This window comes from Caballeronia sp., assembly GCF_028292365.1.
GTDB lineage: Bacteria > Pseudomonadota > Gammaproteobacteria > Burkholderiales > Burkholderiaceae > Caballeronia.
In genome coordinates this window covers 21,023-37,889 of sequence record NZ_JAQGMM010000561.1, presented here as the reverse complement: position 1 = coordinate 37,889, position 16,867 = coordinate 21,023, and the positions used below count along the sequence as shown (strand labels likewise).

Sequence of the window (16,867 nt, the reverse complement as noted above, 5' to 3'; positions counted from 1 at the left end):
GGCGCCATTGCGCTGGCGGTCGGCCTCGACCATCCGAACAGTGTCAGCCGGCTGGCGTTGATCGCCCCGCTGACGCATCTGGTCGATGCGAGTCAGGCCTTTGGCGGCCTGCTGATTCGATCCCCGTTGGTCCGGCGGATCGTATCTTTCACGGTGGCCACTCCGTTCGCGATCAAGGGCAGTCGCGCGATCCTGGATATCGTGTTTGGTCCCGATCCTGTTCCCAACGATTTCGGCGTCAAAGGAGGTGGGTTGCTTGGCTTGAGGCCCCGCAGTTTCTATGCGGCGTCGTCCGACCTGATGGCAGTCGCCAGCGAACTCCCGGCCATGGAAAACCGGTATGCAGATTTGCGCATGCCCGTAGACGTGCTCTACGGACGCGAAGACGGGATATTGGATTGGCGGAGTCATGGTGAGGCACTCAAGCGAAAGCTGGATACGACAAATTTGCGATTGGTCGACGGTGGTCATATGCTGCCGGTGACCGCCCCTTCAGTGACCATGGAGTGGCTCCAGACGGTTGCAGACGAACTGCGGACGACACCTGCTTCCCCAGTCGCCCAATAGTCGCCAGGTTGAGCTTACGGATGACGACATGACCCGCGAACGGCTCACCCGCGAGCAAGCCCGAGAACAAACGCGCCAACATCTGCTTGACGCTTCTCAAATCATTTTCACGAAGAAAGGGTTCGTCGCGGGAAGCGTTGAAGAAATTGTATTGGCCGCAGGTTATACGCGTGGCGCGTTCTATTCGAATTTTCGCAGCAAGCAGGAATTGCTGATTGAACTTCTCAAACGCGATCATCTTGCCGTGCAAGCCGGCTTGCACGGCATCATGCAAGGACAAGTCACACGTGAGGATCTGGAAGACCGCGCACTGCTTTTTTACAGCCACTTGTACCGCGACAATAAAAACTTCCTGCTATGGGTCGAAGCGCAACTGCTTGCATCGCGCGATGCTGAGTTCCGCGTGATCTTCAACGCCTTCCTGCATGAAAAGCTCGAGCAAATGACCGTGTATATCCGCGAGTTTTCAGTGCGTGCAGGTACGCCGTTACCCGCTGAAACACTCGCGCTTGGATTAATGGCGTTATGCAACGGCGTGCGGTTCTTCTATTCGATCAACCCGCAGGCCGTGACGGGAGAACTGGCCGAGTCCGTGCTGGCGCACTTCTTCTCGCGCGTCGTGTTCGGACGCGGCATGCAGGTCATTGAACGGTCTACGCCGGTGCGTCTCGCCAACCAGTGATGCCGTTGTCGGGCCTGGGAGATTCACGCCCTTGCACGAGCCGGGTCACGATCAATGGCGTCCGAGGACGGGAGGCGAGCGCGTGGTACACCTTTGATCATGTCGACGGCCTTTTCGGAAATGCATGCACTTGATTGCATCCGATTCATCAGTACACCAAACATCGTCTATTCAGTCTTCACCTTGTCCAGCAACAAACCGTCTATGCGTTCCCTGTTTTCATCGCCCCAGGCACAGAGAGGCATGAGCGCTTTCGCCAGCGTCTTGCCGAACTCCGTCATTTCATAATCGACCCTTGGCGGCACCTCATGGTAGTCACGCCGCACGATAATGCCATCCTCAGCCAACTCGCGAACCTGCTGGATCAGGACCTTTTCGCTGATGCCGGCGACAAGACGCCTTAATTCGCCGAACCGGCGCGGCCCACTGTTCAGATGAAACAGCACGATCGGCTTCCACTTCCCTCCGATAACCGAAAGGGCTACCTCGAGTCCGCAACTAAACGCCCGGTTTTCCATAAAAAGAATCCCCACACATACCTTTAGGTAGGTACTAGCCTAACAGAATGTACCCGACCATAATGAATCTTCGAACTCGACCAGGAGATTTTCAGATGGGTAAGCTCAGCGGAAAAGTGGCAGTGGTAACGGGTGCAAATAGCGGCATTGGCCTCGCGACAGCAAAGCGTTTTGCGGAGGAAGGTGCGCGCGTTTTCATGAGCGGCCGACGTCAAAAGGAACTCGATGCGGCCGTTGCCGAGGTGGGCGAAAATGCGCGCGGCATTCAGGGTGATGTGTCCAGCCTCGCCGACCTGGACCGCCTTTTTGCGATCGTAAAAGATGAAGCAGGAACGATCGATGTCCTGTTCGCCAACGCCGGCGGTGGCGAATTTGCCGCGCTCGGGGAAATCACGGAAGAGCACTTCGATAAAACCTTCGCGACCAATGTAAAAGGCACGCTATTCACGGTGCAGAAGGCGCTCCCGCTGCTCAAGGACGGCGCCTCGGTCATCCTCACCGGCTCGACTACCGAGGTCACTGGCACGCCGTCATTCAGCGTCTACAGCGCGAGCAAGGCAGCGATCCGCAATTTCGCGCGAAGCTGGATCCTCGATCTCGCGCCACGCAAGATCCGCGTCAATGTGCTTGTTCCGGGCGCAACCTCTACACCGGGATGGCATGGCCTAGCCACCTCGGAAGAAGCGAGCAAGGAGATGATCCGGTTCGTGCAGACCACGACACCGCTTGGCCGCCTTGGCGATCCCACGGAGACGGCGAGCGCGGCACTGTTCCTGGCTTCCGATGACAGCAGCTTTGTCAACGGAAGCGAACTGTTCGTGGATGGCGGGGCCGCGCAGATCTAGGGAATACGCAAGTCACTAGTGGCTAACTTCGCCCAAGGCTCGCACCTCGAATATTCTCGAACCGTAAGCAGATAACCGTTGCCGGCTATCGCGGCATTGGGCGGTTTTCGAACGGCCGGTCATGCCTTCGAAAATACTCGGTAAAATCGATCCCGCACGGGCAACGCCAACCTGCCGCCCATCCTGGATATTCCCGCCATAGTGACAAGCACACTCAAACAACTTCGCGCCGGACAACTAGCCGGTATCCAACGACTGACGCTGACCTGCGGCCTGAATGAATTTCCGCGCGAGATATTCGATCTGTCCGATACGCTCGAAATCCTCGACTTGTCCGGCAATGCTTTATCGTCGCTGCCAGACGATTTGCCGCGCCTGACGAATCTGCACACGATCTTCTGCTCGAACAACCAGTTCACAGAGCTCCCCGAAGTCCTCGGGCAGTGCGCGCAATTGAGCATGGTCGGGTTCAAGGCAAATCGCATCCGCAAGGTATCAGGCGTTTCATTGCCGCCCAAACTTCGCTGGCTGATCCTGACCGACAACGAAGTCGAGGGGCTGCCGCCCGAGATCGGCAACTGCACTCAGCTACAGAAGCTGATGCTGGCCGGCAACCGGTTACGCGAGTTGCCAGTGGAGTTGGCAGCATGCTCTCGCCTCGAACTGATCCGGCTGGCCGCTAATCGGCTTGCCGAACTGCCGGTTTGGGTGACGTCCTTGCCACGGCTGTCGTGGTTGGCACACGCGGGAAATCCATTCAACGAAAAAATGGAAGCCAGCGCAATGACGAATACGCCCGTCGCCGATATTCCATGGCAGGCGCTTGACCTGCAGCATCGGCTGGGAGAAGGGGCGTCGGGGGTTATTCATCGTGCAGAACATCGGACAGCGTATCCAACACCAAGCGACGACACCCGGCTCGTCGCAGTCAAGCTATTCAAGGGCGCTGTCACAAGCGATGGTCTGCCGCTCTGCGAGATGGCAGCATGCATTGCTGCGGGTGCACATCCTAATTTGATTCCGGTACTCGGCAAAATCAAGGACCATCCCACCAACGTCGACGGCCTCGTGATGGAGCTGATCGACCCGCAGCTCAGGAACCTTGCCGGACCACCAAGCCTCGCGTCGTGCACGCGCGATATCTATGACATCGATACCCGCTTCGACCTGACTTCGGCGTTAAGCGTCGCGCATGGAATTGCATCGGCGGCGGCGCATTTGCATCTCCAAGGCATCATGCATGGCGACCTGTACGCCCACAACATTCTGCATGGCGCTCAGGGCTACGCGCTAATGGGAGATTTTGGCGCGGCCTCTTTTTATGCAGCCGATAATCAAACGCTGGCCCCCGCGCTCCAGCGCCTGGAAGTAAGAGCCTTTGGTTGCCTGCTAGAAGAATTGATCGATCGATGCGATGCCCAAGGGTCCACGCAAAGCAACATGGCGACGCTCATCAGGCTGAAAGATAGCTGCCTGAGCGAGCAAGCCGGCGAGCGGCCTTTGTTCGGCGACATAGTAAATACCCTGTCTGCGCTGAGGGATTCGCATCGGAGCGAGCCAATTTCAGCTTAAATTCAGGCGCGTTAAACCGTATACTCATCCTCCCGTTCCCGTAGCGAGAGAGAAACGTGCCAGTGATTACCTGCATCGAGGATTTGCGCGTGCTCGCGCAGCGGCGCGTCCCGCGCATGTTCTACGATTACGCCGATAGCGGCTCGTGGACCGAGAGCACCTACCGGGCCAATGAAAGCGACTTCCAGCGCATCAAGCTGCGTCAGCGCGTAGCGGTCAACATGGCGGGCCGCAGCACACGCACGGAAATGGTTGGTCAGGAAGTCGCCATGCCGGTGGCGCTCGCCCCGACGGGATTGACCGGCATGCAACATGCCGACGGCGAGATCCTCGCCGCGCGCGCGGCGGAGAAGTTCGGTGTCCCGTTCACCTTGTCCACCATGAGCATCTGCTCGATCGAGGACGTGGCGGCACACACCACCAAACCATTCTGGTTCCAGCTTTACATGATGCGCGACCGCGACTTCATCGTGCGGCTGATCGAGCGCGCCCGGGCCGCGAAGTGCAGCGCGCTGATGCTCACGCTCGACTTGCAGATCCTCGGTCAGCGGCACAAGGACATCAAGAACGGGCTGTCGGCGCCGCCCAAGCTGACGTTGCCGAACCTCATGAACCTCGCGACGAAACCACGCTGGTGCCTCGGCATGCTCGGCACCAAGCGGCGCAGTTTTGGCAACATCGTCGGTCATGCAAAGGGCGTGGGCGATCTCTCATCGCTGAGTTCATGGACCGCCGAACAATTCGATCCGGGCTTGAGCTGGGCAGATGTCGAGTGGGTCAAGAACCTGTGGGGCGGCAAGCTCATCCTTAAGGGCATCATGGATGTGGAAGACGCGCGCCTTGCCGCTGACAGCGGCGCCGATGCAATGATCGTCTCGAACCACGGCGGCCGCCAGCTCGACGGCGCGCCATCGTCGATCTCCGCATTACCCGAGATTGCGAGCGAGGTGGGAAAAAGAATTGAAGTGTGGGTGGATGGCGGCATCCGCAGCGGACAGGACGTGCTGAAAGCCGTGGCGCTCGGTGCGAAGGGCACGCTGATCGGCCGCAGTTTCCTGTACGGGCTGGGCGCAATGGGTGAGGCCGGTGTTGAGCGATGCCTGCAGGTCATCCACAAGGAACTCGACACCACCATGGCCTTTTGCGGGCACACCGACATCCGGCGCGTGAACGATCAGATCCTGCTGCCCGGGACCTTTTAAAGACCTGGTGCGATTACCAGTTCGTGTTGGCGTCCAGCGGATAGACCTGCCGCTGGACGTTTCAGACCACGCGCACGCTTCCTGCCGCACTGCGAGCGAGTTCGCCTCTCGCTCGATCAACCATTTTCAACTTCCCGAAATATCGAAATCAAAATAGCGACGCTCGATTTTTTTATACGTTCCGTCTTTCATCATCGAATCGATAGCGTGATCGAGTTTCGTGCGCAGCGCGGTATCGTCCTTGCGCACGCCAATACCCGCTCCCTTACCCAAGGTCTTCGCGTCGCTCACCGGGTCTCCGACGAACGCGAAACCCTTGCCTCGCGGTGTCTTGAGAAACCCCTGGCTGCCTGCAATCATGTCGGTCAGCGTGACATCAATACGCCCGGCCTGCAGGTCCGTGAACACCTGTTCCTGATTCGCATACGACACCACCTCGATCCCGCTCGGCGCCCAGTTCGCTTTCGCGTAAGCCTCTTGTGTGGAGCCCTGTGCGACCCCAACTTTCTTGCCTGTCAACGATGCCACCGTCGGCTTGATATCCGCCCCTTCTTTACCGATCAGCCGGCTAGGCGTATTGAACAGCGGCACTGAAAACGCAACCTGTTCCTCGCGCTTCGGGGTAATCGACATGGCCGACAGAATGGCATCGAACTTGCGGCCTTGAAGCGCAGGGATGATGCCGTCGAAACCGGTTTCAACCCAGACGCATTTGAGATCCAGCCGCTTGCAAATTTCGTTGCCCAGGTCGATCTCGAAGCCTACCAATTGCCCCGACGGCGCTTTCGATTCGAACGGCGCATAGGTCGGGTCAACGCCGAAGCGAAGTTCGCTCGCGTCTTTCGCTTGCACGCAGAACGCGGCAAGTGACATCGCCATACCTAACGCCACACCAGCCAGTGCCTTTTTCATGATGCTCCAGTTCGACTGAATAGCCGCATCGTTGAATGCGTTGCCGGCTAAGGTTGATAAGACCGCTTGTAAGGTGGGTTGTGCGCTCGGGCTTTGTGCAAGTTGCTTAAGCTGCTTAAGTTGCTTAAGGCTTAGCCATGCCGTAGTCAGCTAGGCTGTCTGCAAAGCCAGCAACCCACGCTCAAAAATCTGCCGCGTGCGTAGCTGGGTGAGCTCCCGCCAATCCTGATCCGCGGGGTAGAAATGTTCCGCCAGCGCCGTCTTGATCCGGCGCCCCGTTTCGTCTTCAGGATCGCCGTACAAATGCAACCAGTGATCGTCCCTTAGCGCACGATGTCCACGAACGCCGTCGTAGGTCCCGCATTCGATAACCAATTGCATCAAGTCCGTGCCGGGCAGTGAATCGAGCAGCGCCTGTGACGTGTAACCGGTCGCCGTCGCCGCGATTCCTGAGTCAGTGGTAGCAGCGGGTCCGGTGATGACCGTGTAGAGCCACGGGCCGAAAACCGACTGTGACTTGGCGAGTGCGGGGTAGGTTTCCTGTGCGACCGCCATCAACATGGCATGACCGAACGCGCCCGCCCCGGTATGCAAATCGAAACACATGGCTGTACGCGCGCCTTCCATAAAACGCTTCGCGATGGCGCGCAAGGTCTGGTTGCTCCAGGTGGCCTGCTGACCGCCGAAGAAGATGCCATCGGCATGAGCGTACTGCCCTGCCTCCACAATGCTCATTACCGTGGCGAGACCCCGTCTTTCGATCTCATCGGCCAACCGTTCGTCGGCACGGCGGCGAGCGGGACCGTCAAGGTCGCGACACAAATAGAGGGTGTGAAAATCCTCATAGCGCGCGTTGTCCGGCAACGGCTCGTTAAACGCGATGTAGTTCCGGTTAAGGTCGACGTTGTCCTCATTGACTCGACGCAACCAGGCCGTTCCCCAAGGGTTGATCAGATGCACCATGACCACGCAGACGTCAGCCGGTAGCGCACGTTTTTGCAATAAATGAAGGAACGCAATCTGCGATTCGGAACCGTAATACCCTTCAATACCATGCGTGCCGGAGACGACAATAAACCGCTTGGGCGCAAGCGGATCGCCGATCACCGCTACGTCGGTGGCGAGCAGTTCACGGCGGGGACCGCGCATTGGATGCTCGAACTCCGTGAGTTCGGCGCCGGCAGCCCGTGCGGCTTCAAGAAAACGCTCACGCTGGGCGGTAAAGCCTGGGGCTTCAATGAAATACCGGTTCATGGTCTCTTTCCAAAATTTTATTTTCGCGGGTGATTGACTAATTTGCTTTGCTAAGCAATTTGTAGGGTGATGGCAGTTGATGGTCTTGCACAACACAGCACCACTTCGCCCTCGCGCGGTTCATCGAGCGGTTGCTCGAAGTACTCGACCGCGCCGTCGATCAACTGACTGGCACAACACCCGCACAACCCTGCGCGGCAACTGAACGGCGGTTTAAAGCCCGCCGCTTCGGCAAAGTCCAGCAATGAATGACATGACGGGTCCCATGCAACCGTCTTGCCGGAGGGCATGAAATGAACGGCGGGCACGGAGGCGTCCAATGCAACTGAAGGCTCGGGCGAAGACGGCACGTCGACCTCTTCCAGCTCAAGCACCGAGGCAGGTCCAAAGAACTCATGCCGGATACGGGCTTTATCAACACCGAGGCTCCGGAGCAACCGGAAGTTCGCCTGCATGAAGCGCGTAGGGCCGCACAGATAAACGTCGTAGTCGTCGAGCGGCAACAAGCGTTGCAGGGTCTCGCGCGTGATCAGGCCGTGGCTGTCAAAGCGCTGCCCGGCGACGTCCGTTGGTTCAGGCGTGCGATAACAGATATGCGTGAGTACACCCTCCCTGCTCGCCTGCAGGCGCACGACCTCATCCCGGAATGCGTGCACGCCGCCGTTTTCGCATGCGTGTATGAAATAGACACGACGCCGCGACGTCGCACACAGGCGATGCAACATGCTGAGCATCGGCGTCACGCCAACGCCACCGCTTAACAACACGACTGGACGATCGCTCTGCTCATCGAGTACGAACGCACCGGCCGGACCGGCAACATCAAGCGTAGCGCCTACCTCGATAACCCCATGCAGATGGCTCGACACCCGCCCATCATGCAGTTCGCCCCGATCCGCCGGCGCGAGCTGATGCTTGACCGAAATACGCCAGCGTGTGCGCTCGGCAGGATCGCCGGACAGGCTGTAATGCCGCAGCAAGCGCTGCCCGTCAGCGCAGGTGATACGCACCTGGACAAATTGGCCCGGCAAGAAAGCCGGCAGCAACGCACCGTCCTCGGCTTCAAGCACGAACGATTTGATGACGCTGCATTCCCGCTGTACATCAACGATGCGCATCCGCTTGAACGCTCGCGGTTCAGTTGCCTCTTGCATGGCTACCGGACGGTGTCGAGCGCTGCAGGTTCCAGAGCCTGCGTCTGCGCCTCGATCAGCCGTTGCAGGCTGCGTCGAAAGCGCAACGGCCCGGCGTCGAGCGGCAGGTCGAGATTAGGCGTTCGCTTGTTCGCCATGCCCGCATGGACCGCGGTCAGGATCAAGCGGTCCTCTTCGAACGCGTGACGAACGTCCTCGTTGAATTGACGCGACACGTTTTCATCGCGTTGATCGAAATTGCGCATCTGGAACCAGAAATAGCGCGTGTTCGATTCATCGATCGGCGTCATGAAGTTGTACGAGTTCATCAGGAAGACTTGCTCGTGCAGCGGGCCCTCGTCGGACCCCGTGCCTGAGGGCGTGAACACCGCCTTGATAATCGCATGCGATGGAAAGCGGACTTCGTAATGCTGCTTGCGATCGCAGCGTCCCGAGAATTTCACGAAGCGCGCATAAAAGGGCGCCACTTCCACGTCTCGCATCCAGCGCGACACGGCTACGCCGTCATCCGTCACCGTCGTTTTCAACGGCTCGGATTCGCAGGCCGCGTTGCCGAACGAGGACGGGTGAACCCATGCAACATGTGACGGATCAAGCAGGTTGTCCGTCACATACAGATAGTTGCATGCGACTGTCATTGCGTCGCCCTGGTTCATGCCCCAGGCAGGATCGTCCCATTCCTCGACCGCGAAAATAGTGTCCGCATTCGCCTGCTGCGGCGAGCCCATCCAGATCCAGACCAGGCCGTAACGCTCTTCAACGGGGTAGCTTCGAACGCGTGCGGCAGGTGGAATCCTCGCCATGCCCGGTGCTCGCACGCAAGTTCCCGCGCAATCGAATGTAAGGCCGTGGTAACCGCATTCAATCTGGCCGTCCTGCAGGCGTCCCATCGACAAAGGCAGCTTCCGGTGCGGACAAGCGTCTTCCAGCGCGGCCACCGTGCCGTCAGGTTTGCGATACAAAACCACCGGCTCGCCCAACAGCATCACGGGATGCAGGCCGTCGCCAATCTCGCTGCTCCATGCCGCCACGTACCATGCGTTTCTTAAGAACATTGCCCTCTCCGTTCCATTCGGATGCCAGCCATTGCGACTGTTCTGCCCGTCTAATCTCTTGGGATCCAGCTTAGGAACTCAAAATTGAAAAGAACAGAGGGTTAAAGCTTTGGCATCGTTTAGAATTTCTAAAACGAACTGGGGCTTAGCCGCTAACCATGGACACACTTCCGCCATTGCGAGCGTTACAGGTATTCGACACCCTGGGCCGTTGCGGGGGAGTGGTCGAGACAGCGCGCCGGCTCGGCGTTTCGCCGGGCGCGGTCAGCCAGCAGATCAAGATCCTGGAAGATTCATTGGGCATGCGGCTGCTGGCAAAAGAAGGCAAGCGCCTTCGCCTGACCGCAGCAGGCGTGCGTTATCACGAGACCTGCGCAGCGGCATTCGAAAGCCTGCGCGTGGCTGGCGCCGAGATTGAACGCGTCAGGAACAGGCGCAGCCTCAGCGTGAGCGCGTTGCCCTCGCTGCTGTCAAAGTGGCTTGCGCCGCGCATCTACGAGTGGCAAAGCGCGCACCCGGAACTGGATGTGTATCTGGACGGCACGCATTCAGAGCCGTCGCCCGATGGCCCCGAGATCGACTTCCGCATTACCTACGGCGAGCGCCTCAATCATGCGGGTACTACGGTCGAACTCTTTCGCGACAGTGTGGTACCTGTATGCAGCCCCCGGTTGCTCAACACCGGGAAACCGCTCGTCGAGCTGGACGACATCCTGGCTTACCCGTTGCTGTCGATAGACTGGTTTCCCAAGTTTTCCTCGCCGCCATCCTGGGGCGAATGGTTTGCCACCAAAGGCATTGAGTGTCCCGAGGACATGCGCAGCAATCGCCTGGTGTTTTCGTTGTCAGGACTCGCGATACAGGCGGCCATTGAAGGTCATGGCTTCGTGCTGGCGCAGACATCGATGATTGTCGATGACCTGAGCGCGGGCCGCCTCGTGTTGCCGTTTCCGGTCGGCGTTGCACTGCCCTCGCCCTATTTCCTGACCTGGCAGGCCAGCAGCTTCGACCAGCCGCACTGCCGCGCTTTTCATCGCTGGATTCTCACGCGAAGCCGCGAACAGCAAGCGCTTAACGACCGTATGCTTGGTCCCGGGTAAGCGCTCCGGGCGCCCTACATACTGCCCATGAATTTGCCGAGGCAATACTTTCCATACACCCGGCAATAGCCTGTGACGACCCAGTGTTTTTCAACGCTGACATCCGACTGCGCCGATACCCGCATCGGGTTGGGAGTGAACGACCGCGTCGTGGGATTGAGAATGGCGAATAGCAGAAGAACAATCAGCCCGATCAAGCGGCGCGTCAGGCTGATTGTGTGGCGAAGCTGATTTTGGTCCATCGCCAATCCTTCGTCGGCTATTGCATTGATTGCGCGCTTCGACGGTCTTGGTGGAACTAACGATGAAGCACGCCAGGACCGGAGAGACTGGACATGACCCCGTGATAACAAACGAAGCCACGCCCGCGCATTGCTGTTAGTGCAACCAGATCATTTGTACGACCTTCACCACCACCAGCCCGACCGCCACGATCAGGTAACCGCGAAGCACGCCCATCCAGATCCGCTTTGTCAGCGTAAGGTTCGGCGGCGGCAGTTGATCCAGCGGCGGCATGCGCCACGTATCCCGCGCTTGCTTCAGATAGCCTTGCCCAGCGCGTGCTTGCGCGCCGTTCGCTGGGTCGTGGCTATGTTTGCGAAAAATTACCATGCCCAGATATCCCGCCACGGCCAACGTCGTTCCGCCGCCCAGCACTTCAAGAATGGTCTCACCGGCGATGTCCGGATACACAACGGATGCCGTCAGGATAATCGACAACATGACCAGCACCCAAATTACAGCGCCCGTGAAAACGTTCAGCTTCTTCGAGTTGGCCCAGGGACCCAGCACCGCCTTGTCGTTGCACAATAACAGCAGGAAAACCGTAGCGCTAGGCAACAAAACGCCCGCGAGTGTCTGCACGGCTTCCGTCAACAGTCCAAGCGGGCTGCCAGGAATGAGCACAAGTGCGGCGGCAGCAGCCACAATACCGAAGTACACCAGATAGAAACCTTTTGCGTCTGACACGCCGCGGTGCAGCGAGTGACGAATCTTGAATACATCGCCAACAGCATACGCAGTCGACAGCGACACCGCAGCAGCACCAATGATGCACGCGTCAAGCAACGCCACGGCGAACAGCGTGGCGCTCGTGCGTCCCGCGTATCTGCTCAGGCCGGCGATTACTCCGCCTGCGTCGGTGAAATTGCCGAACTCTGGCTTGCCTGCGTACAGCTCGGCGCAGAACGACATCATTGCAACGCCGCCGATGATCACGAAGATAATTCCAATCAACAGGTCGGCTTTTTCATACTTCATGAAACGCGGCGTGATGCGCTTGTCGATCACATAGCTTTGCTGGAAGAACAATTGCCATGGCGCAACGGTCGTGCCAACAATGCCGATCACGAGCAACATCACGTCGCTCAGTTTCGACTGCGCCGGCCAAGTCGGCACGAGGAAGTTGCGTGCCATCTGCGACACGGGCGGATGGATAGACACCAGCACGGGAACAAGCAGCAGGCTCAACAGGCATAGGCCAATTGCGAACCGTTCGAAGCGTCTAAAGCTTCCTGTACTGACGGCCGCCATGGTCAGGGCTGCGGCAATGCACACCCCCATGATTTTGGAAATACCGAAGAAATCGAGGACAAACGTGATGCCGATAAACTCGGTCACAATAGTCAGCGCATTAAGAATAAACAGGTCGATGACGCTAAAGGCGCCCCAGAACTTTCCAAACCGTTCGAAGATCAGGCGAGCGTGACCGACTCCCGTGACCGCCCCCAGGCGCAGCACCATTTCCTGGTTGACGAATAGAACCGGGACCAGCAACAGCAGCGTCCAGAGCAACGTTGTGCCGTAGTTCTGACCCGCTTGTGTGTAGGTGCCGAAAGCGCCGGCGTCGTTGTCGCCGACCATCACGATCAGGCCGGGACCAAGAATGGCCAGGAGCGTGCGTACGCGTGCCCACCAATTGGTGCGCGCACCCGTGTCATGTTGGGCGATCGTGCCGAGTGCACCCTTGATGTCGCCAACGTGGGCATCATCGAGCACCGCGGTGCGTGGTGGTAGAACTTGAGATGGCGTGGACATTTTTTATTTTTCCAGAAAGCGTGGTGACCGATAGACGAAGTGCCGTGTTTGTCCCGCATACGAACGACATGAGTCATCCTTAGATGAAATTTAGGATAACCAAGCGTAGATGCAGGAACGTTGATCAGGCCTGAAACAAGAATTTGCGGAATGCGCGCCATGCATTGGCGCAGCGATGCCGGCTGGTGGATTCCAGCGACAGCATGGCGTTGTAGTGAAGGCGTGATTCGTGGACGCGCGGAAGGTGCGGGACGAGCAAACCAAAGTTCATGATGCTTCTCCGACAATGTGGCTTTTCAATGGACGGAAAGCCAGCAGATCGGAGTTCAGCCACGCGATGCGCGTGACGAAAAGGACCTACTCGCCTTCCCTGGCAAAAGTGAAGGTGCGGCGTAAGGGATAACTATCACTGTCCGGCATGGAGGCTCCTTTATTGCGTATACACGCACGTCATCATCTGCACGGCGCGCCTTTCTAGCGAGAAGGCGCGAGCGGAACCCGTCACGAGCGTTAGCTCGCAACACGAATCGTATGGACGCAGGTCACCCTGGCGTCAATACGCTAGTTTCAAGGGTGCACAGGGTATTTACTGCATTTACCGAGACGCGCACCGCCTGCCTGCTGGCAAGACGGTGGCTAGGGAATCAAGCGCAAACGTCCTGCCTGTCAGGCAGAGAAAAACTTCGAAGGTCGACTACTAAAACTGTCCAAGGCATTAGCCCCGTTTGTGACGATGCCCGAATTCTAGGCGCGCGTTAAATATCAAGTCAACCCCATTCGTTAAGCAGAGTAGAAATAGTTTTGACGCATGGTTTTGATGCGCGCCGAGGCGTCGTTATTCATATTCTTAAGGGATCGATTTTTTGAATTGGCAGCCCTGCACACGTAAGCTCAATGAAATAAATTAGCGGCTAATTCAGGCTATTCCGGACTTAGCGGGACGGCGGATGTGAATGCTGCCATGACGAGGCACGACAGATTTTCTCAAGCACAGCTAATTCGCATCCCTTATTGAATAATAAAGATCACTACGATCAACAAGCCATTCACCCTGGCATCCGCATTCGCTGCACTGCTGCCGGCACGGACCGCCAAACATCCGCTCTCCCAGGGCATCAAACGCAGTCGCGGCAAGAATCCCCACATATAAGCAGGAGCGCCTTGCCGCATGCCAACCGTAATCCGCTATTTCAACTCATATAGCCAAGATGCTCGGCCAGGATCACCGAGCCAATAACAACAAGAACCACGCCGCCCGCCATCTCCGCCCTCTGGCCGACAGCCTTGCCGAGAAAACGTCCGACCATCACGCCCAGGGTCACCATGATCAGCGTCGCCAGTCCGATGGTCGCAGCCGTCGACAAAATGTTCACATCGATAAAAGCGAGTCCCGCTCCCACCGCCATCGCGTCGATACTCGTCGCGAATCCGGTGAGCGCCAGCAGCCAGAAACCGTGGCTGTTGGGCTTCTCGACTTCCGGCGTGGGCGCGCGCAGGCCCGAGTTGATCATGCGTACGCCGAGCACGAGCAGCAGGCTGAACGCGATCCAGTGGTCCCATGAGGCGACATACGGCGCGGCGGCCTTGCCAAGCGCCCAGCCGACCAGCGGCGTGATGGCTTCAATCACGCCGAAGATCAGGCCGGTACGAAGCGCCTCGCGCATCCGCGGACGATGTAGCGTGGCGCCCTTGCCAACAGCAGCGGCAAAGGCGTCCGTCGACATGGCGAAGGCGAGCAGGAGAGTAGAAGCGATATTCATGGAAAGGTGGGGTTCTTGTTAAGACATTCAGGTCGGGCGAGAACATGCGATGCAGCGGTGAGCCCGACCGGTCTCCCCGACACATCGATGGTCTTGCCAACCAAAAGCTGAACGGTTGCTCATGCCACGGTTCGATCGAACCAAGCGTGTTGACATGAGCGCTTCCAGTAAATGGAAGCCGGCTACTCCCCAAAGACGGAGGGAGACTACCACGATTGAAATGAATTTGTAATATTCTCCCGGCAACGCGCAGGGACACTTCCGAACCGCTTCAGTGATCTCAAATACGCAGATCAAGCATGGATCAAGGGTGGGCACCGCTCCACATAGCGAACAAACCCGGCTAATCCTGCCGGCGCGAAACGCGCGAGAACGAAAGCGAGAACGATTGCGAAAACGAAAGTTCGAGCCGATACAATGCGGCCAGCAAGCCGGACGTGGCTAGCCTCCCGATCCAATCTGCCGCACGATGCCAAACCCGAAATCCATGCCGTCGTCTGACTGTGCGCGCCCAGCGCAGCACTGCGCCCCGTGCTGCCCGCGATGAACGCTGACGCGCCGCCCGCCACAGTGTTGAGAAAGCGCCGCATCCGGTCGCGCTGGACCGCTGTCGGCATGGCGAGCACGCTGTCCCACCATCCGCTGCTCGCGGGCGTGGCCGGTACCGTGGCGGCGGTACTGATGGCGAGCTTGTCCCTCGTTACGTTGTATCAGGGGCGCCAGGGCGTGCTCGACCATGCCCACGAAACATCGGCAAATCTCGTCGCGATCATGAGCAGCGACCTCGCCCGCAATGTCGAAATCTACAACCTCTCTCTCAACGCGATGGTCGAGGGCGCGCAGAATCCGGCCATGATGGGACTCTCGCCGGCCCTGCGCCGCCAGATCCTCTTCGACCGTGCGACCGCCGCGGCCTACATCACCGGCGCCTACGTGCTGGATGCGCACGGCAAGGTTACGGCGGTAAGCAAGGACATCCCCTTTTCGACGAGCTCTTTCGCCGACCGCGAATATTTCTACGCCCAGCAACGCAGCCCCTCGATTGGCCTGTTCTTCTCGCATCCGTTTGCGTCGCGTTTGCGCGGCACCCCGACGATCGGCTTGAGCCGGCGCGTCAACGCACCCGATGGCTCGTTCGCCGGCATCGCGCTGCTCGCGCTGAACGTCGCCTATTTCAACTCGCTGCTGGACAAGCTCAACGTGGGCGCGAAGGGGTCGATCTTCATCGTCCATCAGGACGGCACGATGATCGCCCGCAAGCCTTTCCGCAATGACGTGATCGGGCGCAACGTCGCCAGTTCGCCCACCTTCTCGCGCATGGTGAATGCCGCGTCGGGATCGTACGTGGCCACCTCCCCGGTCGATGGCGTGCGCCGCCTCTACACGTTCTCGCACGTGCCGGGGACGCCGTTCATCGCCGTCGTGGCCCCGGCCGAGGACGAAGTACTGGAGCCGTGGCGCGAACGCAGCCGGATCGTCGGCGCGCTGACGCTGCTGTCGGGCTTGAGTTTCGTCGCGGTGTCGTGGCTGCTTGCGCTGTCGCTGCGCGAACGCGCCCGCGCACAGGAGGAGCTCGTCCGGCTGGCCGGCACCGATGCGCTCACCGGCCTGCCGAACCGGCGCGCCTTCGACGAACGCATGGACGACGAATGGCGCCGCGGGCGCCGGGCGGGCACGCCCTTGTCGGTGTTATTCATCGATGTCGATTATTTCAAGGCCTACAACGACACCTACGGCCACGCACTCGGCGACGATGCACTTGCCACCGTCGCGCACAGCATTTCCATGGCCGTGCGCCGTCCGGGCGATGTCCCCGCGCGCTACGGCGGCGAAGAATTCGTCGTGCTGCTGCCCGATACACCTCTGGAAGGCGCACAGCATATTGCCGAAACAATCCGCCAGCATGTGCAAGCGTGCGCGATCCCCCATCGAGCAAGCGCGCTCGGCTTGGTAACGGTGAGCATAGGCTGCGCAACGGCGTCGCCGCCGGGTCTCGCCGGCGCGTACGGGCTGCTCGGCGCCGCCGACCAGCAGCTCTACAAAGCGAAGGCCGCAGGGCGCGACTGCGTTCGGCCGCTCGCCCACGCGGCGGCCCCGGTAGCGAGTTCCTGAGCACGCCGACAGGTCCGCCACGAGTCTGCTAATTGCTGACCGAACGCGCCCAGAGCCGCTACCCGGGCCAAGCAAACACATGATTTGCAAGGATTTT

Annotated in this window: 15 protein-coding genes, 1 pseudogene and 1 riboswitch; of the genes and pseudogenes, 7 read left to right on the top strand and 9 right to left on the bottom strand. The window is 59.1% G+C overall.

Going from position 1 to position 16,867, the window contains the following annotated elements:
- Together JWR14_RS33215 and JWR14_RS33210 are read left to right on the top strand one after the other, a co-directional pair.
- Positions 1-567, top strand: a pseudogene (locus JWR14_RS33215) (alpha/beta hydrolase); the annotation flags it as partial.
- A gap of 28 nt (positions 568-595) precedes the next feature.
- Positions 596-1,249: a TetR family transcriptional regulator gene (locus JWR14_RS33210; RefSeq protein ID WP_299717911.1), complete on the top strand. Its 654-nt coding sequence runs from the start codon at positions 596-598 to the stop codon at positions 1,247-1,249.
- Positions 1,250-1,416: 167 nt separating this feature from the next.
- Here the strand turns inward: JWR14_RS33210 and JWR14_RS33205 are convergent, their stop codons facing one another.
- On the bottom strand, positions 1,417-1,767 hold the full coding sequence (locus JWR14_RS33205) for a helix-turn-helix domain-containing protein (RefSeq protein ID WP_299717909.1): 351 nt from the start codon (positions 1,765-1,767) through the stop codon (positions 1,417-1,419).
- 95 nt (positions 1,768-1,862) lie between these two features.
- Between JWR14_RS33205 and JWR14_RS33200 the strand changes: the two genes are divergently transcribed.
- From JWR14_RS33200 to JWR14_RS33190, 3 genes are all read left to right on the top strand, one after another.
- Complete coding sequence (locus JWR14_RS33200) at positions 1,863-2,612, top strand: SDR family oxidoreductase (RefSeq protein ID WP_299717907.1); 750 nt, start codon at positions 1,863-1,865, stop codon at positions 2,610-2,612.
- Between the two features lie 201 nt (positions 2,613-2,813).
- Positions 2,814-4,184, top strand: a complete 1,371-nt coding sequence (locus JWR14_RS33195; protein WP_299717904.1) for a leucine-rich repeat-containing protein kinase family protein — start codon at positions 2,814-2,816, stop codon at positions 4,182-4,184.
- A gap of 56 nt (positions 4,185-4,240) precedes the next feature.
- The gene (locus JWR14_RS33190; protein ID WP_299717902.1) at positions 4,241-5,386 is read left to right on the top strand and encodes an alpha-hydroxy acid oxidase; all 1,146 of its coding nucleotides are present in this window, start codon (positions 4,241-4,243) and stop codon (positions 5,384-5,386) included.
- A 126-nt stretch (positions 5,387-5,512) separates the two neighbouring features.
- Here JWR14_RS33190 and JWR14_RS33185 read toward each other — a convergent pair whose 3' ends face one another.
- The 4 genes from JWR14_RS33185 to JWR14_RS33170 form a co-directional block, all read right to left on the bottom strand.
- The gene (locus tag JWR14_RS33185) at positions 5,513-6,298 is read right to left on the bottom strand and encodes an ABC transporter substrate-binding protein (protein WP_299717900.1); all 786 of its coding nucleotides are present in this window, start codon (positions 6,296-6,298) and stop codon (positions 5,513-5,515) included.
- 150 nt (positions 6,299-6,448) lie between these two features.
- Positions 6,449-7,552, bottom strand: coding sequence for a DUF2817 domain-containing protein (locus JWR14_RS33180; protein ID WP_299717898.1), 1,104 nt, complete (start codon positions 7,550-7,552; stop codon positions 6,449-6,451).
- A 50-nt stretch (positions 7,553-7,602) separates the two neighbouring features.
- Positions 7,603-8,706, bottom strand: a complete 1,104-nt coding sequence (locus JWR14_RS33175; protein ID WP_299717895.1) for a 2Fe-2S iron-sulfur cluster-binding protein — start codon at positions 8,704-8,706, stop codon at positions 7,603-7,605.
- 2 nt (positions 8,707-8,708) lie between these two features.
- The gene (locus JWR14_RS33170) at positions 8,709-9,761 is read right to left on the bottom strand and encodes an aromatic ring-hydroxylating dioxygenase subunit alpha (RefSeq protein WP_299717893.1); all 1,053 of its coding nucleotides are present in this window, start codon (positions 9,759-9,761) and stop codon (positions 8,709-8,711) included.
- Positions 9,762-9,919: 158 nt separating this feature from the next.
- Here JWR14_RS33170 and JWR14_RS33165 point away from each other — a divergent pair, with 158 nt between their 5' ends.
- Positions 9,920-10,861 carry a LysR substrate-binding domain-containing protein gene (locus tag JWR14_RS33165; RefSeq protein WP_299717891.1) on the top strand — a complete coding sequence of 314 codons (942 nt, stop codon included), beginning with the start codon at positions 9,920-9,922 and terminating at the stop codon, positions 10,859-10,861.
- A gap of 14 nt (positions 10,862-10,875) precedes the next feature.
- On the opposite strand, the gene JWR14_RS33160 is transcribed toward JWR14_RS33165, so the two are convergent.
- The 4 genes from JWR14_RS33160 to mntP all read right to left on the bottom strand — a co-directional run bounded on the left by JWR14_RS33160 (position 10,876) and on the right by mntP (position 14,658).
- The gene (locus tag JWR14_RS33160) at positions 10,876-11,103 is read right to left on the bottom strand and encodes a hypothetical protein (protein ID WP_299717889.1); all 228 of its coding nucleotides are present in this window, start codon (positions 11,101-11,103) and stop codon (positions 10,876-10,878) included.
- A 136-nt stretch (positions 11,104-11,239) separates the two neighbouring features.
- A complete protein-coding gene (locus JWR14_RS33155; RefSeq protein ID WP_299717887.1) occupies positions 11,240-12,898 on the bottom strand; it encodes an Nramp family divalent metal transporter in 1,659 nt (552 codons plus the stop codon).
- Positions 12,899-13,022: 124 nt separating this feature from the next.
- Complete coding sequence (locus JWR14_RS33150; RefSeq protein ID WP_299717885.1) at positions 13,023-13,169, bottom strand: hypothetical protein; 147 nt, start codon at positions 13,167-13,169, stop codon at positions 13,023-13,025.
- Between the two features lie 919 nt (positions 13,170-14,088).
- Positions 14,089-14,658 carry a manganese efflux pump MntP gene (gene mntP / locus JWR14_RS33145; RefSeq protein ID WP_299717883.1) on the bottom strand — a complete coding sequence of 190 codons (570 nt, stop codon included), beginning with the start codon at positions 14,656-14,658 and terminating at the stop codon, positions 14,089-14,091.
- Between the two features lie 41 nt (positions 14,659-14,699).
- Positions 14,700-14,861: riboswitch (yybP-ykoY riboswitch) on the bottom strand.
- Positions 14,862-15,201: 340 nt separating this feature from the next.
- Between mntP and JWR14_RS33140 the strand changes: the two genes are divergently transcribed.
- The gene (locus JWR14_RS33140; RefSeq protein WP_299717881.1) at positions 15,202-16,770 is read left to right on the top strand and encodes a diguanylate cyclase; all 1,569 of its coding nucleotides are present in this window, start codon (positions 15,202-15,204) and stop codon (positions 16,768-16,770) included.
- The last annotated feature ends 97 nt before the right edge of the window (positions 16,771-16,867 follow it).

Bases quoted from the DNA above. Each gene is read 5' to 3' on its own strand.
- JWR14_RS33210 (WP_299717911.1), top strand. From the start codon at position 596: ATGACCCGCGAACGGCTCACCCGCGAGCAAGCCCGAGAACAAACGCGC.
- JWR14_RS33205 (WP_299717909.1), bottom strand. From the start codon at position 1,767: ATGGAAAACCGGGCGTTTAGTTGCGGACTCGAGGTAGCCCTTTCGGTT.
- JWR14_RS33200 (WP_299717907.1), top strand. From the start codon at position 1,863: ATGGGTAAGCTCAGCGGAAAAGTGGCAGTGGTAACGGGTGCAAATAGC.
- JWR14_RS33185 (WP_299717900.1), bottom strand. From the start codon at position 6,298: ATGAAAAAGGCACTGGCTGGTGTGGCGTTAGGTATGGCGATGTCACTT.
- JWR14_RS33180 (WP_299717898.1), bottom strand. From the start codon at position 7,552: ATGAACCGGTATTTCATTGAAGCCCCAGGCTTTACCGCCCAGCGTGAG.
- JWR14_RS33175 (WP_299717895.1), bottom strand. From the start codon at position 8,706: ATGCAAGAGGCAACTGAACCGCGAGCGTTCAAGCGGATGCGCATCGTT.
- JWR14_RS33170 (WP_299717893.1), bottom strand. From the start codon at position 9,761: ATGTTCTTAAGAAACGCATGGTACGTGGCGGCATGGAGCAGCGAGATT.
- JWR14_RS33165 (WP_299717891.1), top strand. From the start codon at position 9,920: ATGGACACACTTCCGCCATTGCGAGCGTTACAGGTATTCGACACCCTG.
- JWR14_RS33160 (WP_299717889.1), bottom strand. From the start codon at position 11,103: ATGGACCAAAATCAGCTTCGCCACACAATCAGCCTGACGCGCCGCTTG.
- JWR14_RS33155 (WP_299717887.1), bottom strand. From the start codon at position 12,898: ATGTCCACGCCATCTCAAGTTCTACCACCACGCACCGCGGTGCTCGAT.
- JWR14_RS33150 (WP_299717885.1), bottom strand. From the start codon at position 13,169: ATGAACTTTGGTTTGCTCGTCCCGCACCTTCCGCGCGTCCACGAATCA.
- mntP (WP_299717883.1), bottom strand. From the start codon at position 14,658: ATGAATATCGCTTCTACTCTCCTGCTCGCCTTCGCCATGTCGACGGAC.
- JWR14_RS33140 (WP_299717881.1), top strand. From the start codon at position 15,202: ATGAACGCTGACGCGCCGCCCGCCACAGTGTTGAGAAAGCGCCGCATC.